Genomic DNA, 24,648 nt, shown 5'->3' with positions numbered 1-24,648 from the left:
TCCCTTCCTCCCGACTTCCTCCGGTCGGGCCTCCGCCCGACCGGGACGCGGATCACGCAGCTGCGCCGTCGAGGACGGACTGCACGGGGTGACGCCGCAGCACCGCCTCCACCACATCGGGCCGATCCACCGGCACGAAGAGCCTCGGGGTATAGGCGATGATCTCGACGAAGCAGCCGAGCGCCACGAGCGCGTCCCGGTCCATCCGTCCGCCCACCACCTCCAGCCGCCAGCGATCCATCACCCGGGCGCGCTTCAGCCACAGTCCCCCCGCCAGCGCGAGTTGCACGTTGCGGTCCAGGAGCGCGGCCGCCGATCGCGCGCCGTCGGCCCAGGCGTCGCCTAGGGACGTGAGGCCGAGCGCGGCCTTCAGGGACGACGCCTGGACCTCGTCCAACACCCGGCCGAGCCAGCGCCGACCGTCCGGCGCGTGGACACGGCGCACGGCGCAACCCTTGGCCGGCAGCCGTCCCCAGATCGGCAGGAGAAGTCCGGTGGCGAGCGTCAGCCGGCGCGTCCGCCACGGATCCGCCGCGGCCACCTCGGCGTCCCAGATCGTCCGCCACGTCGCCGCGTCCGCCTCGGTCCAGGCGGATTCCGCGAACGCCTTTTCCAGCATGACCCCGCGTTGGTCGGGCCGCACCAGTCGCACGGCGGGCACGAGACGATCGTCGTCGGTCGTCGTGGTCAGGCCAAGTTCCGCCACCGCCGCCCGGCCCGAGCGCGGGTTGACGACGAACCGGCAGGCTCCCGCCTCCGCCCCAGCGGACGCCGCGTCGGCGGAGAGCAGCTCCCGCGCGACCTTCAGGTCGAAGGTGACGAGCGCCGTCTCGGCGCCGGTGGCGACGTCGGTGCGGATGGTTTCGGCGTCGATCACCTCCAGCGCCTCCGCCTCTATGTCTTCCAGTCCGCGATCGAGCTCACCCGACGCCGCGGCCCGCTCCAGAATGCCGGAGAGGATCGCGTCGAAGTCCGCGAACAGGGCGTTCTGGTCGGCGATCCGCAGGGCCAGAAGTCGGTTGAGGAAGGTGTGGATCGGCGGCAGGTCGTCCGACGGCTTCAGGCCGCCGTCGGCGTCGCGCAGCTTTAACCCGGTCTTGCTCTCGAACGTCTCCAGGTCCATCGCCGCCAATTCCCCGAAGCCGAGCGCGCCGTAGAACACCAGCAGGGCCCGACGCGCCCACGGGCTTTCCAGATTGTCCTCGGCCCGGAACAGGCCGGCGCCGGCCGTGCGGCGTTCGCCCTGCGTCAGCGCGCCCAGAGAGTCGAGCCGTCGTGCGATGGTCGAGGTGAAGCGCTTCTCGCCGTGGATGTCGGTGACCACGGGCCTGAACAGCGGCGCCGAGGCCTGGTGCGTCCGGTGGCTCCGCCCCAGCCCCTGGATGGCGGCGTCGGCGCGCCAGCCCGGCTCGACGAGATAATGGACGCGACGTTGCTGGTTCTTGGCCGACAGGTCGGCATGGTAGCTCCGCCCCGTGCCCCCGGCCTCGGAGAAGACCAGCACCCGTTTGCGGCCCGACATGAAGGCGTCCGTCTCGGCGCGCGCGGCCGACGCACCGCGGCGCTCAACGACGCGACGACCCTCCCGTCGCACCACGCGGCGCGACCGTCCGGTGATCTCCGCCACATGGTCGGTCCCGAACGCGTCCAGCAACGCATCCAGCGCGCCGGGCGCCGCGGGCAGGCCGGCCAGACGGCCGATCAGGAAGGCGCGGCGCTGGAGCGCCTCCTGGCTGACGGCGGACCGCCCATCAACCAGGACCGGGACCAGCGTCACGCCGCCCTCCCCGTCGTCGATCGCCTCCATCAGATGCACGGGAAAGGCCTCGCGCAGATAGTCCAGGACGTATTCGCGCGGCGTGAGGTCGATCGAGAGGTTGTTCCACTCCTCTGGCGGAACGGACGCCAGGCGGCGTTCCATCACCGCCTCGTTGGTCGATACGATCTGGACGACGGCGGATCGCCCCTCGGCGAGGTCTGTCCGGATGGCGGCGGCCAAGGTCGGCGCCTTCAACCCGGCCAGCAGATGACCGAAGAAGCGCAGCTTCGCCCCCTCGAACGCCGAGTGGGCCGCCGATGCGGCCATCGGGCTTTTGGCCTTGCCGTCCGCATCCGCCAGGCCGGTCGCCTTCAGCGCTTCGGCGAGATGAGCGTGGATCATCTCGAAGGCGTCGGCCCAGGCGTCCCAGATAGCGACGTCGTCCTCGGTCAGGGTGTGGGCGAGCGGCGCGTATTCGACGCCCTCGAACGACAGGCTGCGCGCCACATAGAGGCCGAGGGCCTTGAGCTCGCGCGCGACCAACTCCATGGCCGCGACGCCGCCCTTGTCCATGGCGTCGAGGAAGTCCTCGCGGGTCGTGAACGGCGCCGCCGGTCCGCCCCACAGGCCCAAGCGGGACGCATAGGCCAGGTTCTCGGCGGTCGTGGCGCCGGTCGCCGAAACATAGAGTATGCGGGCGTTCGGAAGGCGGTTCTGCAGAGCCAGGCCCGCCATGCCCTGCAACGACGCCTTCTTGGCGCCGCGCGCGCCCTTGCCGCCCCCGGCGGCGTTGGCCATGGCGTGGGCCTCGTCGAAGGCGATGACACCGTCGAAATCCTCGCCCAGCCAGGCGACGATCTGGTCCAGCCGCGACATCTTCGCGCCGCGCGCGGGTTGCCGCAGGGTGGCGTAGGTGGTGAAGACCACGCCACGATCGAGCCGAACGGTCTCCCCGAGCTTCCAGCTGTTCAGCGGCGTGAGATCCGAAGCGACCCCGCCGATGGCCGTCCAGTCCCGGCGGGCGTCCTCCAGCAGAGCGTCGCTGCGGGACAGCCAGAGCGCGCGCATGCGGCCCTGGGCCATGTTGTCGGCGATCACGGCGGCGATCTGGCGGCCCTTGCCGCAGCCCGTGCCGTCGCCCAGGAAGAAGCCGCGGCGAAGCTGAACGGCGCCGGGCGCGTCCTCACGGGACAGGACCAGCCGATGGGCCGCCTCGCCGGGCGTCCACCAGGCCGGCAACAGGCCGGAATGCGCCTCGCCCGCGTAGATGACGGTTTCGGTCTGGGCGTCGGAGATCCGCCCTTCGTCGCGCAGCGCCCGGGGCAGCGTCGGTCGGTAGGTCGGCGCGGGCGGGGGTACGGAGGCCATAGGCCCGGACTCCACCAGCGGCGACGGGTGAGCCCGAGGGTCCGGCAGGACGATGCGCGCCAGCCCATGGGCCTGATAGAGGCCGACGTCGCGACCTTCGCCCGTCCAGGCGCGCGTCTCGTAGTCCACGGCGGTCGCGCCCGCCAGGAAGGCGAGGCGCGCCGACGCGCGCGCGCCGGCGCGACGTCCGGGCGCCAGAAGCGAGGCGGGAGACGCTTCAAGTCGAACGCGCGGCCGGGCTCCCGCGCGCGCCGGCACGGCGGCGGCCAGCGTCGCGGCGGTCGCCAGGTCGTCCGCCCCGACGAGCGGTGCGACATCCGCGCCGGCCTCGGCCCGATCCAGCACAAGCAGACCGGTCTCCACCGACGTGCCGTGCCGGGCGAAAGCGCGCGGCGGAAACAGAATCCGGGCGACGATGCGGCCCATGTCCGACAGCCGCCGCAGGCCGACCTCGTCCGACAGGGCCGAAGCCGGCGCGATCGCCGCGAGACGTCCGCCGTCGGCGAGTGCGCCCAGCGCCGCCGTCAGATGGCGCTCCAGGTCCGTGAACGGCGGATTGCAAACCGCGACGTCGAACCGACCCGCAGCGTCCAGCAGGTCGTGGCTGTGGCGGCCGTCGAGGCGCGATCGACGCGCCGCGGGAAACAGGCCGTCGAGCAGGGCGGCGCGGCCGTCCGCCGGCTCATTGAGCCACAAGGCCCCGCCGCAGGCCTCCGCTACAGCCGCGATCAGACCTGTGCCGGCCGACGGCTCCAGGACGCGGTCGCCGGGACGGATCTGGACCGCGAGCACCGCGATCGCCGCCAGCTCCGGTGGGGTGGAGAACTGATCCAGGGCGACCTGGTCCTCGCTGCGCCGGCTGTGCGTCAGGCCGAGCGCGGAGACCGCCGCCAGCAGGGCGGCGATCTCCGCTGGCGCGTCCTCGAGGCGGGCGACCTGGGGGGCCAGGCGCCGGATCTGAAGCACCGTCGCCGCCTCGATCGCCTCGTAGGCGTCGCGCCAGAGCCATCTGCCCTCTGTGTCGGCGCCGCCGAAGAGGGTGGTCATCACCTCCGAGACCAGGCGGCGATCCAGCGGCCGGGATCGGGCGAGATGGCCCGCCAGCGCCCGGGCGGCGGCCAGCATATTGGCGGCGTGGGGCGCGTCGGTCGCGGGAGGGAAGAGGGACAGGGTCGAGATCGAGGACATGGTCGCGGCTCCGCTGCCGGGAGCGGAGGGCGCATCCCCCACGGTCCTCCAGGCTCGCCGCGCCTGGCCCTCCTTTCCCTTTCGACAGGATCGGCGCGCACAAAACCCGCCCCGCCGAAGGGCGGAGCGGGTTCGGGGCGCGGCGGCGGTCTCAGGCGGTCTGCTGGAGGGCCGCCTCCCCCGCCTCGGTGACGACGAAGGCGCCGGCGCCGTCCTCCTCGGCCGAGGCGGTCTCTTCGGCGGCGGCATCCGATGGGTCCCGCCCGTCCATGACCGCGGCATCCGGATCGTCGTCCGGCGGATCGACCGTCCACGACAGACCGGCCGGAGCCCAGGCGCGGTCGGCCGCCCGCTCCGCGATCCAGTCGACCAGCTCCGTCTTCTTCAGCCCGCCGACGCGGGGATCGCTCGGCTCTCCCATCGCGTCGAGCATGCCGAGCAGGAGCATCTTGGAGTGCGGCTTGAGGAAGTCGGCGTCCGGCGTCCAGTGCAAGGTGATGTCGGCGCCGCAGAGCGCGGCCAGTTCCGCCGCCTCCGCGCGCGCGGACCGCCGGATCAGGCTGGTCCGCTCTTCGCGCAGATCGAGCGTCAGGGCCGTCAGCTCGGCGAGCAGACTCATCTTGTCGCCATGCGCGAGGGCGTGGACCCAGGCGATCACCGTCTGGTCCGACCCCTCCCAGGCCGCGCGCCGCTCATCGAGCCTTCGGCGGACGTCGCCATCAAGCGGCTCGATGATCCGTCCGCCGGTGGGATTGAAGGCCGTGGCCGTCAGGGCGAAGGCGGATTCGGATCGTACGCCGAACCGGCGGACGGCGACCTGGACGAACAGGCGCGCGATCAGCGCTGTGAGCGCCGCTCCTGGATCGTCGGCCAGCGCACGGATCAGGCCGCGGGTCGCGACATCGGTCCGCACAGCGTGCAGGGCGTGCGTGATCCCCTCCGTCTCAGGCTCCGGTGCCTCCACCTCCGGCGCCCGATAGGGTTCACCGTTCGCCGGCGACAGATCCTGGGCGTCGTCGGTTCCGTCGCGGGCGTCGCGGGAGTCCTCGCTCTCCTCGAGCTCCGGCTCGACGGGGGTGAAGCAGCGGACGTCGAGCCCCGCCCGGGGGGAAGGGAAGAAGACCAAGCTCGTGGCGACCCGGCCGCCCCAGCTGATCTGGTCCATCGCGAGGCGCGCCCGCGCCATGGCGATCAGGAGGGGATCGACGACCGCCGGGTCCGTGGTTTCGGCGAGCCGGTCCCCGACCGCCTCGCCGGCGGCGTTGAAGACTTCGCGCGCAGCGCGATAGGCGTCCAGCTCGGCGGTCGGCAGCATGCCGCCATAGGCGTAGCGGGCCGGCTCCAGGTCGTCAGGAAGCTCAAGATCCGCGCTCGCCGACACATGGACGGCAAGGCCTTCCGCCTCGAACACCAGCGCGACCTCTCGCGCGCGGCTCGTCCAGACGTCGGTCAGGATCGCCGGATCGAGAAGCATCGGCGCGCGCTCTCCGAAGAGATCGACGACGGTGCGGCCGCCGGCTGCGGCATAGCGCTCGGCGCCGACCAGGACGCAGCGCGCATCGCCCGCCGTGACCTGGTCCTCGTCCAGCTTCTCGGTGATCCGCCAGTCCTGGAAGCCGTGGCCGTCCAGCGCCATTTGCGCATATTCGGCCTGTTCGGCCTTGTCAGGCAGGCGGGCCAGCAGGCGGGCCTGGCGCAGATTAAGCCGACCGCGCCGCAAGGCATCGAGAGCCGCCTGCGGCAGGGCTGACAGGGCGGCGAGCCGCTTCACGTCGATCTCGGCATAGCCCAAGGCCTTGGCGATGCCGGGCACGGCGAGCCGACTTTTGAGCATCCGGCCGATCGCGGCGATGACGTCGGCGACGTGAACCGGGGCGGCGGTGTTGGTGAGCAGGACGGCGGCGGCCTGGCGCGCGGGATCCGTCTCCACCACCACATCCACGAGGAAGCCGTCGTCGATGCGGCCGCCCTCCAGCAGATGGCGCAGGGCGAGAAGGCGACGACGACCGTCCAGGGCCATGTGCGCCTGCTCCTTTCGCCGTCCGGGCCGCACGGTGAGGGGTTCGAGCTGGCCGGCCGCGAAGAGCGTTTCCGCCAGCAGCGGAATGTCGTCGTCCGGCGGTTCGCCGAAGCGCAGGTTCTCAGGGGCGATATCCAGGTCGCGGAGGGGAACCCGCAGGCGGGTGCGGGACGCGGCGATGTCGAACGGGGTCTCGACGACCGCGAGGGCGGCTGAGGCGGATTTGGGCATGGTGGAGCTCCTGCCGGCGGCCGGGCCTATCCCCGCCGTTCCGGCGCCCCCCTCACCCTTCCTTTTCCCCTTCGGCCGTCGTGCGGATGGCGTCGTTCCAATCGCCACAGCCCTGCGGCGGCAGACGCATCTCCGCCGCAAGGCCGAGCGCCGCAAGGCGATGCTTCAGCCGGCGGGCGGCGGCCTCGCCGGCGAGACCGCGGTCCGCGGCGATCATCACGCTCCGGACTTCGGGCGGCGGCGTCCAGACCGCCAGATTGCCGGCGGAGAGCAGCGCCCAGCCGGGCAGATCGAACCCGCGCATGGCCGACAGGGTGGTGACGACCCCTTCGGCCACCAGCATTCTGGGGCCGGCGACGGACAGACGGACGGCCGCGCCCGGGGGAACACAGCCCACGGTCTTGCGCGACACCGCCAGGTGAAGCGCTTGACGCGCCGCGGCGTCCAGATAGGTCAACTCCACCCCGGTCGTGCGCCCGGCCGGGTCGCTGATGCGGGCCATCACAGCCCGCAGGGTCCGCCCGCCGGCCCGGTAGACGGAAACCGGCGCGGCGGGGTGTTCGAGGAGGTCGCAGAGTCCGACCGGCCAGGGAACGCCGCGCCGCTGCAGGTGACGAGCGGCCAAGCCGGAGGAGCCGATCTTCACACCCTGCGACCAGAGCCGCTCGGCCGTCTGCCGACGGACGCGCGTGCCCGGACGTGCGGCGGACCCGGCGTCCGACAGAGGCGCGCCCGTCGGTCGGCCCGCCGCGTCCACGAGGCCGCGACGGCGCAGATCCGCCATCACCGCGCGCCAGTCCGACGCTCCGAACGAATGGGCCACCACGCGTCCTCCCGTCAGCCACAGGGACACCGAGCGATCCGCGCCGGAATGGCCCGGCCCGGGCACGTTGGCGCGCGCGCCGTTGTGATACAGATCGCCGCCGAGGGCGGCGACGATGAGGCGCAGACTCATGGAAGCAGCCCCATCGCCCGGAAGCTCGCCGTACCCGCCCGCCCAACCACGAGATGGTCGTGCACCGGGATGTCGAACACCCGCGCCGCCTCGACCACCTTGCGCGTCATGGCGATGTCGGCCTGGGACGGCTGGGGATCGCCGGACGGATGGTTGTGGAGGAGGATAAGGGCGGAGGCGCCGGCCTCAAGCGCTCGGCGCACCACCTCGCGCGGATAAACCGGGGCATGGTCCACAGAGCCATCCGCCGCCGCTTCGTCGCAGAGCAGGCGGTTCTTCTTGTCGAGGTACAAAACCCGGAACTGCTCGCGGGGTCGATGCGCGAGGGTGACGCGCGCATAGGCCACAAGGCTGGACCACGACGTAATCACCGGCTGGCGGCTCGCCGTCTCGCGCGCGAGGTGCTCGGTCAGTTCCGCCAGACGTTTGACCTTGTCGATCGCCGCCTGGTCCAGGCCTTGGCGCCTCAGTTCCGCAGGTTCGGCGTGAAGGAAGGCGCCGACGGTGTCGAACCGGCGTTGAAGGGCGGCGCCCAGCGGGTCGCCATCGGCGAGATCGAGATCAGTGAGAAGCCGGCGCAGCCACGCGCAACCGCCGCCGTCGGCGTCGGCGCGATGGGCCTGGGACAGCCGTCCAGACGTGGGCGCTGCGATGAGGGCGAGAGACATGACGAGCTCCGATCTGCGCTCCGAAGCGGAGCACTCCTCCCCGCCCTCTCTCTTTCCTTTCGCCGCCCGCCGGGCGTGATCCTGAGCCCTCCTCAGTTGCCGGGCGTCGATCCGCCTCCCGCCCCTGAAGGGGGCGCCGGAGGGGTGGCTGATCCATCAGCCTCCCTCCAAGCCCTGACCACACCGTGGATGCGTGAGGCCACATCGCTCTCTGCGCCCCGGGCGTCGATCACCCGACATCGGTCGGGCTCCAAGATTCCGATCGTCTGAAATCCGCGCCGGATGCGGGAGAAGTCCCGGTGACGTTCGAGCGGATCATCGCCGATGCGTTCCCCCCTGCGTATCGCGGCGATCTCCGGATCCAGATCGAGAATAAGGGTGAGATCGGGCTTCAATCCCTCCGTCACCGCATCCCGCAGCGCGTCGAACAGCGACAGAGGCAGGCCCGATTCGAACACCTGGAGGGCGAAGGTCGAGTCGTAGAAGCGATCGCTCAGCACCCAGTCTCCCCGAGCCACCGCAGGCCGTATGACGGACCGGACATGGTCGACCCGGGCGGCATTGATCAGGAGCATCTGCTCCAGCGCCGACATCGGAGGCCCGTTCTTGCGTCGGAAGATGTCGCCTACAGGACCACCCAACTGACCTCCACCCGGCTCGCGGGTGCGCACCACCGTCTCGCCCTGACCTTCGAGCCAGTCCGCGAGCCGCGCGAGTTGCGTGGACTTTCCGCATCCGTCGATACCCTCGAAGCTTACAAACGGCACGGCGAGCCCTTACTTGCAGTTGTTCAACCTATACATTTCTCCCATGCCGACCACGATGCAACCCTCGCCTGTCCTGTTCGTCTCTGCGGGGCTTTTGAGTCCCAAGAAGCGAGACCACGCGCTGGCGCGCCGCCAACAGTATCTGAACTACGGCGCCCTCACCCTGGCCACGGCGCTCTCGAATGCCGGACAACCGGCGCGCCTGGTGCATGGGGGGCATGACCTCCCCGAGACTGTGATCGCGCGACTGGAGGCGGCCGGCGCCCTGCCCTCGCAGCAGCCGATCATGCTGTCCCTGCCCAGCTTCTACGCCCTCGCCTGGGCGCAGGCCTTCACCATGCAGTTGCGCATCCGGCACCCCGAGGCCCGGATCATCGTGGGCGGCCGATGGGTGACAGGGCCTGACCCGGACTGGCTGCACGGCCTCCTTCCCCATGTAGACCAAATCGTCCCGGGCCTGGCGGACGGATTGATCCATCATCTCGTCGACCCCGCCGTCGACCGTGTCCCTTCGCCCGGATTGCCCGACGCCGGACTGGATCACACGCTCGTCGAAGCGTTCGGAACCTTCCAGCCGAGCATCGAGACCTCGCGGGGATGCGGCATGGGGTGCGTCTTCTGCGAGGAACGCGACATCAGGCTTTCGGCCCTGCGACCGGCCGAGCGTCTGGCCGATCTGCTGGCGGAGACCCAGGCGCAGTACGGCGGCGAGGACATCCATCCCTATCTGCAATCCTCCTTCTTCCTGCCCAATCCGCGGTGGGCCGAGCGGCTGGCCCGGGAGGTCGAGGACCGCAAACTGGCCATTCCGTGGCGATGTGAGACCCGGGTCGACGCCATGAAGCCGGACACCGTCGCGGCGCTGGCGAAAGCGGGCCTGAAGGTGATTGATCTGGGCCTGGAAAGCGCCTCCCCGACGCAGATCGTCGCGATGAACAAGGCGTCCGATGCAGACCGCTATCTCCGCGCGGCGTCCGAACTGGTGGAGGCATGCCGCGCCAACGGGGTATGGGTGAAGGCCAACATCCTGTTGTATGCTGGCGAGACCGCCCGAACCGTGTCCGAGACGCAGGACTGGCTCGACGCCCATGCCCACGCCATCAAAGGCGTGTCCGTCGGTCCGGTGGTGGTCTTCGGACCGCCGTCCACCGTCGGCGGCTTCGTCAGCGATCTTGAGCGCCGGGGCGCCCGGCCCGTCGATCCGACCAGCGCGGCGCGGTCGGGCATCACTCAAATCCATCCCAGCCGCGAGATCGATGCGGCGTCGGCCGAGGCGGCCAGCCTCGCCCTGTCGCGGCGTCACATGACCCGGGACGACTATTTCGACCTGAAAGGCTTCTCCTACTATCCACGCGGTTACACCCGGGAGGACTTCGACGCGGACGTGGCCGCATCCGATACGGCTCGACTGCCTTTCCGCAGCGCATGAGGCTCTTTCACGGCGTGCAGGACTGCGGCGGGCCAACCGCTTGACGCAGGCCGGCGGATGGAGACCGTGTCAGCGGGGCCCCGGTCCGCGACAAGGACGGGAGGTTTCGCTATGGTCCGGACGTGTTGAAGTCCGACCTCATCCAGAGACTGGCTACGGAAAACCCGCATCTCAGGCCGGTCGACCTCGTGCGTGCGGTCGAGGCGGTTCTCCAGACTCTTCATAGAGGCCTTTCCGAGGGACGAAGGATCGAGCTGAGGGGGTTCGGCTCCTTCGCCCCGACCGTGCGTCGAGCCTACGTCGGTCGCAATCCGAAGAGCGGCGAGCGCGTCGAGGTGCCGGATCGGCTCCGGCTCGGGTTCCGAGCCGGTCGCGCCCTGCGCCAGCGGCTCAATCCGGCGCCGCGAAGCCCTACGCCCCCGCCCTCGCCGGGTTGATCCCGTTCCAACGTCGCAGCGGTCGTTCCCTGCGGCGCCGTCGCTGCGGGCGCGCAACTCATGGCTGGGCATCCGGCGGGCATCGCGCGATGATGTCCCTCATGTCGAATCGGCCTGTCTACATGGACTATCAGGCGACCACCCCGGTCGATCCCGCGGCGGCGTCCGCGATGTGGCCCTACTTCGTCGACACATTCGGCAACCCCCATTCCGAGGATCACGCCTTCGCCGCGGAGGCCGCCGCCGCCGTGGAGACGGCCCGAAGACAGGTGGCGGCGCTGATCGGCGCATCGGCGCGCGAGGTCGTCTTCACCTCGGGGGCCACGGAAGCCAACAATCTTCTGATCGCCGGCACGGCGCGCAGCGCCCGGCGTGAGGGTCGAACGCGGATCGTGACCACGCCGACCGAACACAAGTCGGTTCTGGCCACGGTCGCTGCGCTTGAGGGCGAAGGATTCGAGGCCGTCTATGTTCCGGTGGGGCCGGACGGTCTGATCGACCTTGACCGGCTCATGGCCGCGCTGACCGAAAAGACGGCGCTCGTCAGCGTCATGACGGCCAACAACGAGATCGGCGTCCTTCAGCCGATAACGGAGATCGCGGCGGCCTGCCGCGCCGTCGGCGCGGTCTTCCACACCGACGCCGCCCAGGCGGCAGGCAAGATCTCCCTGGACGTCGTCGCCCAGGGCGTCGACCTGATGAGCGTGTCTGCGCACAAGCTGTACGGACCGAAGGGGATCGGGGCCGCCTTCGTCAGCCGCCGGACGCCCTTCCGGCCGCTCCCCATTCTGCACGGGGGCGGACAGGAGGGGGGGCTTCGGCCCGGCACCCTGCCCACCGGACTGTGCGTCGGCTTTGGCGCGGCGTGCGACATCGCCGCGGATCGGATGCGCCAGGATGCGGAGCGCCTGCTCGGGTTGCGCGGTCGGTTTCTCGCCAGCCTCGACGCGGCCGGCCTGGTCTATGCTGTGAACGGAAGCCTTGAGAACCGTCTGCCGGGCAATCTCAATCTCAGCTTCGACGACGTCGACGCCGAAGCGCTTCTGATGACGATCCGTCCCCACGTCGCCGCCGCTTCGGGCTCCGCCTGCACAGCGCAATCGCTCGAACCCAGCTACGTCGTCGAGGCGCTCGGTTTCGGCCGGGGCCGGTCCGAGCGCGCAGTCAGGTTCGGTTTCGGTCGACCGACGACAATCGCGGAGGTGGACCGCGCCGCCTCTGCCATCATAGATGCCGTCAAACGATTACGCGGGGTCAGTTATCGTCCGCTCGCGGCGATGAATGGATGATCATGGACACAGTTATCGAAACCGTCGGCCTGGATCAGAAGATCGTCGCCATCCAGGCGGACCTGCTCGATGAGTACGCATCGGCGCACGATCACCCCTGGATCATCGGGTTCTCGGGCGGCAAGGACAGCACCCTGGTCACGCAGTTGGTGCTGGAGATGCTCCTGACCCTGCCGCCCCGTCAGCGGGTCCGACCGGTCCACATCGTCGCCAATGACACCCTCGTCGAAGCCCCCCTGGTCGCCCAGCACCTGGACCGCATGCTCGATCGCATCCGGTCCGCCAGCGAAACCCTCCGCCTGCCTGTCACGGTCGTGAAGACCATGCCGAAGACGGACCAGACCTTCTGGGTCAATCTGATCGGGCGGGGCTATCCTTCGCCGTCCCGCACCTTCCGCTGGTGCACCGACCGGATGAAGATCCAGCCGACCTCGCACTACATTCGCGAACAGGTGGCCAGCAACGGTAAGGTCGTTCTTCTGCTGGGCGTGCGTCGCGAGGAGTCGGCCACGCGGGCCGTGAGCGTCAATCGCTACTCGAACGGCGAGCGACTGAATGATCACAACACGCTGGCGGGTTGTCTCGTTTACCGCCCGATCGTGGACATAACCACCGAAGAGGTCTGGCAGATTTTGCTGCAGCGTCGTCCGCCGTGGGGCGGGTCGCATCGCGAACTCGTCACCCTCTACCGCAACGGTCAGGGCGGGGAATGCCCACTGGTCCTCGATAAGGACGATGCGCCGTCCTGCGGCACCTCGTCTTCCCGGTTCGGATGCTGGACCTGCACCGTGGTGGCCAAGGATCGCAGCATGGAGGGCTTCATCGACGCGGGGTATGCGCACCTGGAGCCGCTGATGGAGTTCCGGGACTGGCTGGCGGAGATCCGCAACGATCCGTCCCGGCGGGCCGCACATCGTCGCACGGGCAAGGTGACCCATCTGGCGGACGGCTCGCTTGTCCCGGGCCCCTTCACCCTCTCCGCACGACAGGAAATCCTGGAGATCCTGCTGCGCACCCAGGACCGGGTCGGCGAACCCCTGATCTCGCCTGAGGAGATCCGGGTCATTCAGGACATCTGGGCGGAGGACGCGGTTCGCGGCCTGTCGCAAATCGCGGAGACCCCGGGCCCGTTGGAGACTGAGCAATGACCGTCCAACTGCTTCTCGACAGCGAGGTGGGCCGGGACGGTCTGGAGCGGCTTTGCGAACCCGAGGCGTTGTCGAGCCCGATCGCCCGGGCCCTGGTGGACGCCGTAAGGGAGAGAGCGGGCCAAGCGCGCCGGCGCGGGCTCTTTGACGCCTTTGACGCGATCTTGGCCGACGATGAATAGACTTCGCCTATCGGAAATCCGGCTGACGAACTGGAAGGCCTATCGTCAGGCGACCCTTTTGCTGCCGGATGACGACGGCGGTCGGGTCGTCGTGGTCGGCGGGGCGAACGGGGCGGGCAAGACCAGCCTGCTCGAAGCGCTGGCCTTGGGTCTGTACGGTCGCGACGGCCTCAGTCTTGTGGCGCGCGCGTCGGATCGGCGGCGGGGCGAGGCGTCCTACGACGGCTTTCTGGAGCGGGCTCTGAATCGGGGGGCCGCTGGGGATGGCCGCATGAGCGTCGAACTCGTCTTCACGGGCGGGCCGCGTCAGCGCGTAAGCTTGCTCAGGGTCTGGTATTTCTCGCAAGGCGGCAAACATCACCGGGACGACGAGGACGTCCGCATTTTCGAGGGCGAGGACGACGATCTGCTCGCCATTCCGGCGGAGGGTCGCGAAGCCTTCATCCAGACCTATGTCGCTGAGACCCTGCTGCCGGTGAACCTGGCGGCGTTTCTGATCTTCGACGGCGAGCACGTCGACCGTCTCGCCGGACAGGATCTTGAGGGCCAGGTCCGCAGCGCCGTGGAAGCCGTCATGGGGGTGCCGCTGATCAGGCAGACGGCGCAGGACCTTCGCACCTACGCCCGGGAGCGACGACGGGAGTCGCGCGAGGCCGACGGCTCCGCGCTGGGCATTCTGAAGACGGTGGTCAGCACGCTGGAGGCGCGCGAGGACGCGCACAAGAGCGCGCTGGAGGCGATCAACGACCAGCTGTCGCCCTTGAGAGCCGAGCGGGATGCGCTGGTCGGCCGGATCGGCGCTCTGCATGGGGACAGCTACGCCAGTTTCAAAGGCCTGTTCGAGACGCGCGAACATCTCACGCGTGATCGGGCGGACCGCCAGGAGGCGCTGCGCCGCGCCTTGTCGGTGGACCTCGCGTTCGCCCTGACCGGCGAGGGTCTGCGTTCGTCGGTGCGATCACGCCTCGCCGCCGAGGCGCTCCGCGATCAATGGCAGTCAGGTCTCCAGACCAGCGAGGAACGCTATGCCAAATTCGCCCGTCTGCTGGTCGTCGATCTGGACGACGACGCCCTCAAGGGCCGCGTCCGGTCGGCTTGGGAGACGGTCTGGAACAGTCCGCCCGCCGGCGCCGCCGCCGCGTTCCGGCACAGCCATCTCGGGGACCCGGAACGTCAGCTCGCGGCCGACCTGCTGGACCGGGTGACGCACACGGCCGGGGCGAAGATCTCCGACCTCGCCCGCGCGGTGCGGAGCACCGAGGCGGCCATTCAGGAAATCGAAGGCCAGATCGCCCGAGAGAAAGGGGTCGATGCGCAGTCGCAGACCCTGGCGGATGATCTGCGGGCGGTCCAGCAGACCATCGCCACCCTCGAGGCGCGGCGTCAGACCGACGTGGAGGCTCTGGACGGCATCCGGGGCGAACTGGCTCCGAGGAAGCAGGACCTCGGCCAGCTGATCCAGCAGCATGCCGCCGTCGCCCCCGTCCTGAGGCGGGCCGAAAAGGCGGAAGCCTATGCGGGCGTGCTCGACGATCTTGTCGAGTCGGCCCTTCCAGGCCGCATGGCGCTCCTGTCCGAGGACGTGACCGCAGCCTATCGCGCGATGGCGCACAAGGACGAGGTCGAGCGCATCGAGATCACCCTGGCGGGGGAGGTTCGACTGCTCAACGCAGCGGGCGAGGACCTCCGGGCGCGAGACGCCAGCGCCGGCGAGACGCAGATCTTCGCGCTCGCCCTGATGGCGGCGATCGGGCGCACCTCGCCCGACTTCCCGCTGATCATGGATACCCCGTTCGCCCGCCTGGATCCTCAGCACCGGCGCAACGTGCTTCGGCATTTCGCCAGTCTCGGGTCACAGCTGATCCTGCTCGCCCACCCCGCGGAGATCGCGACCGAGGACCTGGCGGATCTGGGTGGCGTGGTGGCGTCGCCGATCGAGATCGTTCAGGCCCCGGAGGGCGGGGAGCGGGTCAGCCGTATCGCCCCCAGCCGTGAGAGCCGCCAATGAGCCTCAGCCTCCTCGAACTGGCGAGGACCGACTATCGGACCTCCCGCGCCGCCGACGACACCAACTCCCGGTTCCAGACCCTGCTGGGCCTCCCCCATCGCTACGGCCCCGCCCGGCTGGCCCTGGGACGCTCCCTGGGCGTCGCCTCCATGCCCCAGCTGGACCTGACCGTGTACGGACACGGCCGGCCGATCAAGGGCGAGAACCTCTTCGGCCATGGGATCGAACTGGCGGCCTGGGTCAGCCTGATCGTCGAGCATGCCGGTCAGGATGACCTCGACCGGCGCGAGTTCCAGCAGCTTGTGGGGGCGCACTGGCAACGCGGCCTGACCCTGCTGTGGGACGACTGGAAGACGGCCGGCAACGACTTCGAGCGCTTCGTGGCGCGGCTGGCCCGGCACAGCCAGCGCGCCCGCAAGACCCCGGCCGAGGCCGAGTGACGCCGTCCGTCCGGCGACCCGGCAGTCCCCGGCTGGACCGCCCCGAATGGATCCTGCTCCTCGACCTCTATCTCCGGCGACGCCCGGGGTCGGTGACGGCGCGCGACCCGGATCTGCAAGCGCTCAGCGCGCTTCTGTCCAGGCGTCTTCAGGCGCCTGGCGCAGAGGTGACAGGCTGGCGTACGCCCGACGGCCTGCGCGCGCGGATGTCGGTGTTCAGGGTTTTGGACCCGGATGTGGATACGCCCGACACCAAACATGCCGACGCCGCAGAGGCGGTGTGGTTACAATATTGGCAGGACCCCATCGCCCTGCGGGCAGCGGTCGAGGCGGCGCGGATGCAGATCCAGGCGGAAAGCGTGCGACCGGGCGTGCGCCCCAGCCGGGGTCCCGTGGCCTGGTCGGGCGGCGGGCGGTTCGAGCGCCCGGACGGCGACTGCTGGGTCTATGTCATGGTGCTCGACACGGTGCCCGGCCTGTCGCCGCCGGATCTGCCCGGCGCGCCCTATATCAAGGTCGGACGCTCCAATGACGTGGATCGGCGGGCCCGCGAGTTCAACGCCGGCCTTCCGCCCGCCCTGGGCCTCGCCTGGCGGGTGGTGGACGCGGTCCTGACAGCCAGCACCGCAGAGGCCGACGACCTGGAACAGCGTCTTTTTGGACAGCTGCGGGATATGGGCGTCACGATCGGCGGCGAGTTCGTCCGCGCCGATCCCGCGATCGTCGTCGGCCGGCTCTACGACCTCGCCTGATCAGGCCGCCAGATCCGCGAACCGCTCTCCGGCGGTCTGCAGCATGGTCAGGAACTCGGCCGGCTTGAGCGCCCGTTCCTTCATCAGCACGGCCAGGGCGTGGTGAGCGTCGGTGTTGAGGCCCAGCCGATGCTCAAGTCGGGCCAGCAGGCGCCGCGTATCGACGTAGCGCAGGTAGTAGAGCAGCCGGTCCGCCTCGTCAGCCGGCGCCGCGGTCCGCAGATCCGTCACATGGGCGTTGATCGCCTCGGCGAGGCGTTGGCGTTCCGGGGACGCCGCCTCCAGGGCGACGCGACACGATTGGCGGATGTGATCGGCCTTGTCGCTGAAGAAATAGCGATCGACGAACGACTGGCCCGCGGCGTGGCCGGACGACAGGAACGGCGTCGCGTCCAGCAGGGCCTCGCATTCCTCGACGGCCCGGGCCAGGGCGGTGTCTCGTTCGCGAATCGTGGCGGGTTGGGGGTTGCGCTGCACGCCCACCCAGAGGTTCATCAGTTCCGGCGCGAGGAGGTAGGCCTCGATCTCCCACAGGGATGCGATCTTGACGTCGGGATCCTCGCTGGCCTCGGCGATCGCTTCGGGATCGGCGGCGAACAGGAGGGCCCAGCGGTGAGACCTGTGCAGATAGTCCCGGTCCACGATGCCGAGCGCGGGAATGTCCTGGTCCCAACTCGCCCGCACCGCCGGCTGCACTGCGGTGCAACCTCCGCCCCGCCCCAGATCCTCCGCCGCGATGAAATCGAACTCCGACTGCAGGTCCTCGAACCAGGACTTGAACAGCTCGACATCGGACCGCCCCTCGAGGATGACGCGCGGAAGCCCCCGGGCGTGGGCGAGGAATTGGTCTGCGGACGAAAAGGCCTCAAGTTCGGCGACGTTCACTTGGAGACCCGGAACCGGGGCTTGATCAGGGCCGCGCCCTTCGACAGGAGCGGCTCGGGCTTCAGCGGGCTGATGAACCGGAAGATTTCCTTCTGGTGGCTCGTCATGAAGAAGGCGAGGCCCGGATACTCCCGCGCCCATTGCTTGAGTACGCTCGCCAGCCGCCGCTGCAGGACGGTGTGAAGGTGCTGCTCCACTTCGTCGATCAGGACGATCGTGGATCCCGACATGTGGCTGGCGATGCGCACGACCAGCTGGACGAGCTGCCTTTCGCCGCTGCTCAGTTCGTGCAGCCGGTGCTCCTCGCCGGTGTCACGCAGCCGCACCGGCACGAAGAGACGCTCGCGATCCACAGGCAGAAGCTGCTTCTTGTCCTGGAACACGAGGCGGGTGACCAGGTCGCGACATCTTACGTCTCGCTTGTCATCCGCCCCGGCGAGCCAGGCGAACCACACGAACAGATTGTCGAGAGACTCCGACCAAAGGCCGCCGTCCGTGTCGAACCGTCTCGCCGGCGCATAGGCGAGCGTTTCCGGCCGCAGCACCGATTCCTCCGCCGGCGGTCGCCCGATGCCGCGGTTGGAGGGAAAATACAGCACCGTCGGGTAGCCCGCGGCGCCTTCGAACAGATCCTTCGGGGCTTCCCCCACGTGCCGGATGACGGCGTCATGGAAGGCGGCCGCGAAGCGATGCGAGGTCGGCGTTCGCGCCACCGCATCGCCGATGCCGGTCTTGTGGAAGTGCAGGACGATGTGTTCGTCCGCCTCCGCGCGCCGGATGGCCTCCTCCGACGGAACGTGCAGCAAGCCCGGCGCTCCGGCGACGATGGACAGGAGATAGGGACGCGCCCTTAATCCGTCATCCAGCACGACCCGGGCGTCCAGCTGAACGCCGCCCGCGCCGCTGTCGAGCGCGGCCATGCCGTACCCGCCGCGATGGACCTGATGCTCCAGCAGGGCCATGACGCGGAAGATCGCCTCCAGGATCGTCGTCTTGCCCGCGCCGTTCGGCCCCATCATCAGATAGAGGTCGTTCGGCACGCCGTCGGCGTCCAGGAAGCCGAGCGAGGTCGTGCCGCGCAGCGGACCGACATCGGCCAGGTGCAGGCCGACCAGGGAGAACAGGGTCGGGCGGAGGTCGAGATCCGCGGCCAGGGGGTCGGTCATAGGGTGTTCACCGCGGCGACGGCGGACCGGACATCCTGGGCGGTCACCTGCGCGCCGTGGACCCGGACGGGATCCCGCCCCGCGAGCTTGACCAGCATGTCGCCCCTCATCAGCAGAGTCTCCGCCCCGGCTTCGTCCAGGATGATTCGACTGTCGGTCGCCTTCTGCACGGTCAGGGCGATGCGGCTCGGAATATTGGACCTCAGCAGACCCTTGAAGGTGGCCGCCTCCGGTCTCTGGGTGGCCAGAACCAGATGAATGCCCACGGCGCGGGCCTTCTGAGCCAGCCGGACGAGCGCGTCCTCGGCCGCTGGACGATCCATAAGGAAATCGGCCAGTTCGTCGATCACCACCACCAGTCGCCGCATCTCCGACCCTGCGGCGAGGGCCTCGCCGATGTTGCGGGCGCCGAACTCGCGCAGCGCGACCTGGCGCGCCTCCATCTCCTGCACCAGCGTCCTCAGCACCTCGGCGCCTTCGGCCATGTCCGTAACGACCTTGCGGTCGCGCAGGCGGGCGCAGCCCTCGTAATCCACGAAATCCACGCCCTTGGGATCGATGATGACCAGTTCGGGCGCCTCGCGGCTCTGGAGAAGCGAGAGGAGGATCGCGTTCAGGCAGACGCTCTTGCCGCTGCCGGTGGCGCCGGCGACGAACAGATGCGGCGCCTCGGTGAGGTCGAACACGAACGGATCGTTGAGAATATCGACGCCCGGCGCCACGGGAAGCCCGCGCGACGAGGTCTTCAACGCCGACCGCAAGCTCGTCCAGGTCGCCGTTTTCCAAGTGGCGCTGGGACGGGGTACATCCAGCACCACGCGCCGCTCGCCGGCCTCGCGGGTCAGCGACAGGGCCCCGGAGGCGATGCCGACCGCGAAGGCGAGGTCGCCGAGGCGTTTGCGGAGGCGATCGTAGTCCTCCACCCCGTTCAGGATCAGAGGATAGCGTGTCAGCCGCGGCCCCGCGATGGGCTCGGCGGTCGGTTCGGCCTTGACCCCGATCTGAGCCAGCCCCCGCTCGATCGCCGGCCAGCCGGCGATCCAGACCTCGTCCGACGGATCGGCGTCGCCGACGGCCACGCCTTCGAACAGCTCCTGCAGGAGCCAGTCGTGGAAGCTGCGGCCGGGAGCCCAGCTCGCCCCGATCAGCTCCAGGCCGCGGCGGGCGTGGCGCTGCAGCAGATCCACGTAGCGATCATCATCGGCGAAGACGTCCTCGCCGTGCCGGACCGCGATGAGGAGCCGGATGGCGTCGTCATAGTCCGGATCCTTCGGCCAGGGGGTCAGCGGATCCGGACGCTGGCCGCGCCCCGTGACCTGGATCATATGAAGTTCGCTCTCGCGGTCCTTGGTCGGGGGCGTCCGAAAACGCTCGCCCGGCGGCTCCTCCAGCCTCAGGGACTTGGCCACCGCCAGTCTGACCGGCCACCACATGTAGTGGGTCTTCTGGCCGAACCCTTCCTCGTTGATCCGGACGAACAGTTCGCGTTCCGTGCGGGTGAAGTGCAGCCTATCCATGGGCGCCCCCTGCCCGCTGACCGCGCGGAGCGACCGGCTCGATCTTCGAGCGGATGCCTTCGTCGTTGCGGATTTCGTAGCGCATGGCGATGTGCGGTTCGAGCAGGGCGAGATCGTCCGCGCTCATCTCCGTATTGGTCGGCAGGACCACCAGCGGCATGCCCGCCGCCGGGAAATACTCGTGCATGAGGATTTCCCGGTTCTCGCGATCGATCCGACCGAGCGGGGTGTCGATGACGACCGGCAGGGGCCGTTTCGTCTCGTCCTTGAGAGCCCAGAGCATGCTCATGGCGGCCAGTTGCCGCATGCCGGCCGACAGACTGTACCGGGCGACGGGCTCCCCCAGGGCGTCGAGATAGGTCATCAGAAAATTGTCGTCGAGCCGGACGGATTTGACGAGCTGGGTCGGGCCCATCAGGATCTCGATCCGGCTGCGCAGGCGCGCTTCCAGAGAGGCCCGGATCAGTCTGCGCCGCTCGGCGCGGTAGGCCTCGAGCGCTCGCTTCGTCTTCAGGGCGAGCTGGTAGGCCGCGTTGAGCGCCACGACCTCGGGGAAGCTGGCGTAGAGCCTTCGGGCGTCTTCGGCGTGCTGGGCCTGCGCCTTGCGGGCCCGGGTCTCGTCGGCCTGCTGCAGGGCCGCCTGCCCCGTCTTCTCCCGCACGACATCGTCCAGCCGCTTGAGCTCGGCCGTCAACTCGGCGTAGCGCGCGCGGGATTCCTCACTCGTCAGCTCGGACTCTTCCAGTTCCTGCACCAGCGCGGCCTCTTCATGCGCGATCTGACGCATCCTCTGGAGCTGGGCCGCCTGGGTGGACGCGAGGGTTTCGCCGCTGTCGGTCCAGACGAGAAACCGGTCCCTCAGCGCGCGCAGCTTGCGGGGGCTCAGGGACGCGAACAGAGGGTTTTCGGCCTGCCCTTCGTCGAGGCCGCTGTCGGACAACGCCTTACGGACCGCTTTCCGGACGGCGACCTGTCGGTCATCCCCGGAGACGAGGCGCTCATCTAGGGCGGCCAGTGCGGCGACGACGGCGTCCGGCGCCGCCTTATGGACGCGCGCCGCGACGCCGGCGTTGGCGCCGCCGTCCAACTGCGTCTCGAGCAGGCCAAACGCCTGGCGCGCCAGCGGAAGGTTCGCAACGGCGGGGGCTTCAACCGGAAGCACCGTCGCGATCTTCGCGCCGAGTTCGGCGGCCTCCTCTCTCAAAACGGCGATGCGCCCCTCGAGCCGCTGACGCTCCTCCTCGGACAAGCCGTTGCGCAGGGCCGCTCGCTCCTTGTCCAGCGCCACGCGCTCGCGATCGAGGTCGGCGATCTCCTCCTCGAGCTCGACGCGCGCACGCTCGGCGGCGTCGCCGGTCAGCCTTGCGGTCCGTTCCAGTCCCTCGGCTTGCGCGATCTGCAGCTGGGCGTCCTCGGGCAATCCCGCCTTGCGCTTCTCCTTGGCGTAGGCGTCGATCTCGGGGGTCAGGTGCGATACGAAGTACAGACCCAGCAGCCGTTCGATCTCCGCCTTTTCCCGCGCCACTTCGGCGTCGGCGAGCGATTGGATCTCCTCGCCGTCGAAGAAGAAGAACGGCACGACTTCGCGCGGGAGCAGGCCCTGCAGATACTGACGCGCTTCCGAGCCCTCAAGGGTGCGGTGGCCCAGGGCGACGGTGAGCTGTTCCCGGTAGTCGACGCCACCGCGCAGGGGAAAGAAGATCCGTTCCGCACGACAGGCCCCGTCCTCGTCGGACTCCCAGGTTAGGGCGACGCGGGCGGGCAGTTCGCTCTCGCGTGCGATGCGGTTGAAGACGCCGTCCCATCGTCCCTGCTGCCCCACCACGAACTGCTTGGGCGTCAGGGCGACCTGCCCGAAGCCCACCTTCAGCAGACGCTTGTCCGTCGCCCCGACGAACAGCAGCTTGACGGCGTTCAGCAAGCTGGTCTTCCCGTGACCGTTGCGTCCCTGCACGATCACCAGGTTGCGCTCGGGCGTGCACTGGGACAGGTCGATGACGCTCTTGCCGCGGTAGACGAAGATGTCCTCCAGCTCGATCGAGAGAAGCTTCACGCAGGCGTCTCCCCGGCGACGGACGTGGCCGCGGCGTTCAGAATCTCCGTGATGCGTCGGGTCAGTCGCGTGCGCTCGCCCGGAATCGTCAGGTCGGGAAACGCCTGCTCCAGGTCGAGCAGGGCTGTCAGCAGCGCCGGCGGCACATCCTCCCGCCCTGCGGCGCGCGCCACCAGCGCCGCCATTTCCTCATCGTCCGCCAATCCGCCGCCCCATTCTCCCGTTCGTTCAACGCTATAGCCTACCGGACGTTGAAGCCAAAGCGACCGGGCGACCGACGGGGTTCTTTTCTGCCACAGGGGCCTGCTTTCGGCGGAGGTATGCGATGGGGCGGAGGCGAACGGTCGTCGGCCCAGAACGCCCCGCGGCGAAGCGTCTTGAGGCGATCGGGCTCTGCCCTCACCGTGAGAGGGCTGCGCCGCCCCGCACCCGGTTTCCCATCCGTCGGTTGTCCCTTGGCGCGGCGGCCAAGGGCGCGAGCCGCCCGAGACACGGACGCCTGCCTGTTCTTGACAACCGTCGGTCACAACGGTGACGGTTTCCCCTGGACGGCCGGAGCAGTTGCTGAATGGATGCCTTTCTCGAAGATCTGTCGGGCCACGGGCTGAGAATCATCCGCTGTGTCCCCTATCCCGACAGATGGACGAACTTTTCGGCCAGCCACGCTCTGACCTGGCAATTCTGCGATTTCAAGAAGGGCGGCCACACCGTGGTTCCCCCTCAGCCCGGGTACTATTGCTTCTTCATCGGTCCGGCCGCAGGGGCGCTGCCCCCGGCCGGTTACCCCCTGTATGCCGGCGAGACCAAGGATCTGCGGCAACGCTACCAGACCTATCTCACGGAAATGAACGCCAAATACGGACGCACGCACGTGAAGAAGTTCCTCAAGGTCTTCTGGGGTGAGGTGCGCTTCGCCTACTCGCCCATCCCCGCGACCGCGCCCTCGGACGTGAAGTTGCGGCGCCAGGTGGAGAAGGACCTCAACGACGCCCTGATGCCCTTCTACAGCCACAAGGACTTTTCCGCGGGCGTCAAGGCGGCGATCGGAGCCTGGTGATGTCGAAAACCCTCCTCCTCCCCGCCCTGCAGGGCCAGTTCGGCGACTGGCTGTACTACGCAACGACCATGCCGTTGTCCGAACTGCGCGATCGCGTGCATTATGCGCGGGAGATTCATCAGAACGCCAAGCTCAGCGACATGATCCAGCGGCGCCTGGATGATGAGGATCGCGCGCGCGACATCGCCGAGTATCTGCTCGAGACCAAGGACCGGTTCTTCGGAAGCCTCGTCGTGGGGGTCATGGGCGGCGAGCCGCAATGGCATCCGTTCGACGTCGAACCCCGCCGCGAAGACCACGTCGGCGCGCTCAGCGAGACCAGTCGAGACCAGATCGGCTACCTCGAACTCAGCGGAGGCGAGCGCCTGTTCGCCCTCGACGGCCAGCATCGGCTTGCCGGCATCCGTCGCGCGCTGGAAACGGACGCCGAGCTGGGAGTGGAACGCGTCTCGGTTCTGTTCGTGCCGCACCAGGACACCGCCGCGGGTCTGAAGAAGACCAGGGGCCTGTTCATCGCCCTGAACAAGAAGGCGGTGCAGGTCAAGAAGCGCGATATTATCGCGCTGGATGAGGTGGATCCCAGCGCGATCATCGCCCGGATGCTGGTCGACGCCCACCCCGCCTTTTCCAGAGGGCAGATCGATGTCGAGCGGTTCACCAACAGCCTCCCGGCTGCGACGCCGGCCCTGACCACCATTTCGAACTTCTACGACCTCATCAATGTGGCGCTGCCCAAGATCATGGCCAAGGACCTGGCGGGCGAACTTACGCGCGGAAAGCGGCTGCGGCTCGCGGACGACCGTATCGCGTTCTTCACCGCCCGCGTGGTCGAATATTTCGACTTCCTGGCCGAACGCGAGCCCCTCCTGAAGGCCGTGTTCGACGGTCGCAAGCTCGACGCCGCCGTTGCGGCGGGCAGACATCCTGACAACCCGCGCCTCCTGTTCCGGCCCCTCGGACTGACGATCGCCACGAACGTGATTGTGCAATTGCGCCGGAAACACGCACTGGCGGACGCCCTGAAACTGTTCGCGAAGGCCCCGCTCAGTCTGGCCGAAGCGCCGTTCCGGGGCGTGATCTGGAACCCTGATCGCGGGACGATGAACACAAAAGGCGCTTCACTCGCCACGCGTCTGCTGCTTCACATGCTGGGCGAAGGCGGTCCGGAGGACCGGCTTCGCCGGTCCCTCGCCGACTGGCACGGCATTCCCCTTTCGGACGTCCAGCTCCCCGACAGGCTCGTCTGATCGGGTTCACGCCGGACTCAGGGGCCGTCCTGTGGCGAAGGCCACGCGGACCGGACGCCGCGTCCGCTTCGGGTCGTCGTTC

Annotated in this window: 20 protein-coding genes; 10 read left to right on the top strand and 10 right to left on the bottom strand. The window is 69.2% G+C overall.

What is annotated here, in order from left to right:
* Positions 1–52 precede the first annotated feature (52 nt).
* From ACTIEF_RS15665 to tmk, 5 genes are all read right to left on the bottom strand, one after another.
* Entirely contained in the window at positions 53–4,315 is a 4,263-nt protein-coding gene (locus tag ACTIEF_RS15665; protein WP_439473070.1) for a strawberry notch-like NTP hydrolase domain-containing protein, read from the bottom strand.
* Between the two features lie 151 nt (positions 4,316–4,466).
* Positions 4,467–6,566 (bottom strand): ParB/RepB/Spo0J family partition protein, encoded by a 2,100-nt coding sequence (locus tag ACTIEF_RS15660; protein ID WP_439473069.1) that lies wholly within the window; start codon positions 6,564–6,566, stop codon positions 4,467–4,469.
* A 52-nt stretch (positions 6,567–6,618) separates the two neighbouring features.
* On the bottom strand, positions 6,619–7,521 hold the full coding sequence (locus ACTIEF_RS15655; protein ID WP_439473068.1) for a toprim domain-containing protein: 903 nt from the start codon (positions 7,519–7,521) through the stop codon (positions 6,619–6,621).
* Positions 7,518–8,189 carry a JAB domain-containing protein gene (locus ACTIEF_RS15650; protein ID WP_439473067.1) on the bottom strand — a complete coding sequence of 224 codons (672 nt, stop codon included), beginning with the start codon at positions 8,187–8,189 and terminating at the stop codon, positions 7,518–7,520. The genes ACTIEF_RS15655 and ACTIEF_RS15650 overlap by 4 nt, the downstream gene beginning before the upstream one ends.
* A 92-nt stretch (positions 8,190–8,281) precedes the next feature.
* Positions 8,282–8,956 (bottom strand): dTMP kinase, encoded by a 675-nt coding sequence (gene tmk, locus ACTIEF_RS15645; RefSeq protein ID WP_439473066.1) that lies wholly within the window; start codon positions 8,954–8,956, stop codon positions 8,282–8,284.
* On the opposite strand from tmk, the gene ACTIEF_RS15640 reads away from it, so the two are divergent.
* The 8 genes from ACTIEF_RS15640 (at position 8,910) to ACTIEF_RS15605 (ending at position 16,641) form a co-directional block, all read left to right on the top strand.
* Positions 8,910–10,385 carry a B12-binding domain-containing radical SAM protein gene (locus ACTIEF_RS15640; protein WP_439473065.1) on the top strand — a complete coding sequence of 492 codons (1,476 nt, stop codon included), beginning with the start codon at positions 8,910–8,912 and terminating at the stop codon, positions 10,383–10,385. The two genes, tmk and ACTIEF_RS15640, sit on opposite strands and share 47 nt — an antisense overlap.
* A gap of 122 nt (positions 10,386–10,507) precedes the next feature.
* Positions 10,508–10,822, top strand: coding sequence for an HU family DNA-binding protein (locus ACTIEF_RS15635; RefSeq protein ID WP_439473064.1), 315 nt, complete (start codon positions 10,508–10,510; stop codon positions 10,820–10,822).
* Between the two features lie 122 nt (positions 10,823–10,944).
* Positions 10,945–12,111, top strand: coding sequence for a cysteine desulfurase family protein (locus tag ACTIEF_RS15630; RefSeq protein ID WP_439473063.1), 1,167 nt, complete (start codon positions 10,945–10,947; stop codon positions 12,109–12,111).
* 2 nt (positions 12,112–12,113) lie between these two features.
* A complete protein-coding gene (gene dndC / locus ACTIEF_RS15625; RefSeq protein WP_439473062.1) occupies positions 12,114–13,259 on the top strand; it encodes a DNA phosphorothioation system sulfurtransferase DndC in 1,146 nt (381 codons plus the stop codon).
* Complete coding sequence (locus ACTIEF_RS15620; RefSeq protein WP_439473061.1) at positions 13,256–13,441, top strand: hypothetical protein; 186 nt, start codon at positions 13,256–13,258, stop codon at positions 13,439–13,441. Before dndC ends, ACTIEF_RS15620 begins: the two co-directional genes overlap by 4 nt.
* Positions 13,434–15,449 (top strand): AAA family ATPase, encoded by a 2,016-nt coding sequence (locus ACTIEF_RS15615; RefSeq protein ID WP_439473060.1) that lies wholly within the window; start codon positions 13,434–13,436, stop codon positions 15,447–15,449. The genes ACTIEF_RS15620 and ACTIEF_RS15615 overlap by 8 nt, the downstream gene beginning before the upstream one ends.
* The gene (locus ACTIEF_RS15610; protein WP_439473059.1) at positions 15,446–15,889 is read left to right on the top strand and encodes a hypothetical protein; all 444 of its coding nucleotides are present in this window, start codon (positions 15,446–15,448) and stop codon (positions 15,887–15,889) included. Before ACTIEF_RS15615 ends, ACTIEF_RS15610 begins: the two co-directional genes overlap by 4 nt.
* Before the next feature lie 167 nt (positions 15,890–16,056).
* Entirely contained in the window at positions 16,057–16,641 is a 585-nt protein-coding gene (locus tag ACTIEF_RS15605) for a GIY-YIG nuclease family protein (protein WP_439473058.1), read from the top strand.
* Here the strand turns inward: ACTIEF_RS15605 and ACTIEF_RS15600 are convergent, their stop codons facing one another.
* From ACTIEF_RS15600 to ACTIEF_RS15580, 5 genes are read right to left on the bottom strand one after another with little or no spacing between them, the layout of a single operon-like run.
* Positions 16,642–17,526 (bottom strand): hypothetical protein, encoded by an 885-nt coding sequence (locus tag ACTIEF_RS15600; RefSeq protein WP_439473057.1) that lies wholly within the window; start codon positions 17,524–17,526, stop codon positions 16,642–16,644. It lies immediately after the preceding gene.
* Positions 17,523–18,692, bottom strand: coding sequence for an AAA family ATPase (locus ACTIEF_RS15595; RefSeq protein ID WP_439473056.1), 1,170 nt, complete (start codon positions 18,690–18,692; stop codon positions 17,523–17,525). The genes ACTIEF_RS15600 and ACTIEF_RS15595 overlap by 4 nt, the downstream gene beginning before the upstream one ends.
* On the bottom strand, positions 18,689–20,209 hold the full coding sequence (locus tag ACTIEF_RS15590; protein ID WP_439473055.1) for an FtsK/SpoIIIE domain-containing protein: 1,521 nt from the start codon (positions 20,207–20,209) through the stop codon (positions 18,689–18,691). The genes ACTIEF_RS15595 and ACTIEF_RS15590 overlap by 4 nt, the downstream gene beginning before the upstream one ends.
* Positions 20,202–22,262 (bottom strand): AAA family ATPase, encoded by a 2,061-nt coding sequence (locus tag ACTIEF_RS15585; RefSeq protein ID WP_439473054.1) that lies wholly within the window; start codon positions 22,260–22,262, stop codon positions 20,202–20,204. The genes ACTIEF_RS15590 and ACTIEF_RS15585 overlap by 8 nt, the downstream gene beginning before the upstream one ends.
* Positions 22,259–22,465: a hypothetical protein gene (locus ACTIEF_RS15580; protein ID WP_439473053.1), complete on the bottom strand. Its 207-nt coding sequence runs from the start codon at positions 22,463–22,465 to the stop codon at positions 22,259–22,261. Before ACTIEF_RS15580 ends, ACTIEF_RS15585 begins: the two co-directional genes overlap by 4 nt.
* A gap of 365 nt (positions 22,466–22,830) precedes the next feature.
* Between ACTIEF_RS15580 and ACTIEF_RS15575 the strand changes: the two genes are divergently transcribed.
* Both ACTIEF_RS15575 and ACTIEF_RS15570 read left to right on the top strand, forming a co-directional pair.
* Positions 22,831–23,319: a hypothetical protein gene (locus ACTIEF_RS15575; protein ID WP_439473052.1), complete on the top strand. Its 489-nt coding sequence runs from the start codon at positions 22,831–22,833 to the stop codon at positions 23,317–23,319.
* On the top strand, positions 23,319–24,566 hold the full coding sequence (locus ACTIEF_RS15570) for a DNA sulfur modification protein DndB (RefSeq protein WP_439473051.1): 1,248 nt from the start codon (positions 23,319–23,321) through the stop codon (positions 24,564–24,566). The genes ACTIEF_RS15575 and ACTIEF_RS15570 overlap by 1 nt, the downstream gene beginning before the upstream one ends.
* Positions 24,567–24,648 lie beyond the last annotated feature (82 nt).

It is taken from the genome of Brevundimonas sp. (genome assembly GCF_051858995.1).
Lineage (GTDB): Bacteria > Pseudomonadota > Alphaproteobacteria > Caulobacterales > Caulobacteraceae > Brevundimonas.
The sequence above is the reverse complement of the archived record's forward strand: the minus strand, read 5'-3'. Positions and strand labels throughout refer to the sequence as shown.

Bases quoted from the DNA above. Each gene is read 5' to 3' on its own strand.
- ACTIEF_RS15620 (WP_439473061.1), top strand. From the start codon at position 13,256: ATGACCGTCCAACTGCTTCTCGACAGCGAGGTGGGCCGGGACGGTCTG.
- ACTIEF_RS15570 (WP_439473051.1), top strand. From the start codon at position 23,319: ATGTCGAAAACCCTCCTCCTCCCCGCCCTGCAGGGCCAGTTCGGCGAC.
- ACTIEF_RS15650 (WP_439473067.1), bottom strand. From the start codon at position 8,189: ATGTCTCTCGCCCTCATCGCAGCGCCCACGTCTGGACGGCTGTCCCAG.
- ACTIEF_RS15665 (WP_439473070.1), bottom strand. From the start codon at position 4,315: ATGTCCTCGATCTCGACCCTGTCCCTCTTCCCTCCCGCGACCGACGCG.
- ACTIEF_RS15610 (WP_439473059.1), top strand. From the start codon at position 15,446: ATGAGCCTCAGCCTCCTCGAACTGGCGAGGACCGACTATCGGACCTCC.
- ACTIEF_RS15590 (WP_439473055.1), bottom strand. From the start codon at position 20,209: ATGGATAGGCTGCACTTCACCCGCACGGAACGCGAACTGTTCGTCCGG.
- ACTIEF_RS15575 (WP_439473052.1), top strand. From the start codon at position 22,831: ATGGATGCCTTTCTCGAAGATCTGTCGGGCCACGGGCTGAGAATCATC.
- ACTIEF_RS15615 (WP_439473060.1), top strand. From the start codon at position 13,434: ATGAATAGACTTCGCCTATCGGAAATCCGGCTGACGAACTGGAAGGCC.
- ACTIEF_RS15630 (WP_439473063.1), top strand. From the start codon at position 10,945: ATGGACTATCAGGCGACCACCCCGGTCGATCCCGCGGCGGCGTCCGCG.
- dndC (WP_439473062.1), top strand. From the start codon at position 12,114: ATGGACACAGTTATCGAAACCGTCGGCCTGGATCAGAAGATCGTCGCC.
- ACTIEF_RS15655 (WP_439473068.1), bottom strand. From the start codon at position 7,521: ATGAGTCTGCGCCTCATCGTCGCCGCCCTCGGCGGCGATCTGTATCAC.
- ACTIEF_RS15660 (WP_439473069.1), bottom strand. From the start codon at position 6,566: ATGCCCAAATCCGCCTCAGCCGCCCTCGCGGTCGTCGAGACCCCGTTC.
- ACTIEF_RS15595 (WP_439473056.1), bottom strand. From the start codon at position 18,692: ATGACCGACCCCCTGGCCGCGGATCTCGACCTCCGCCCGACCCTGTTC.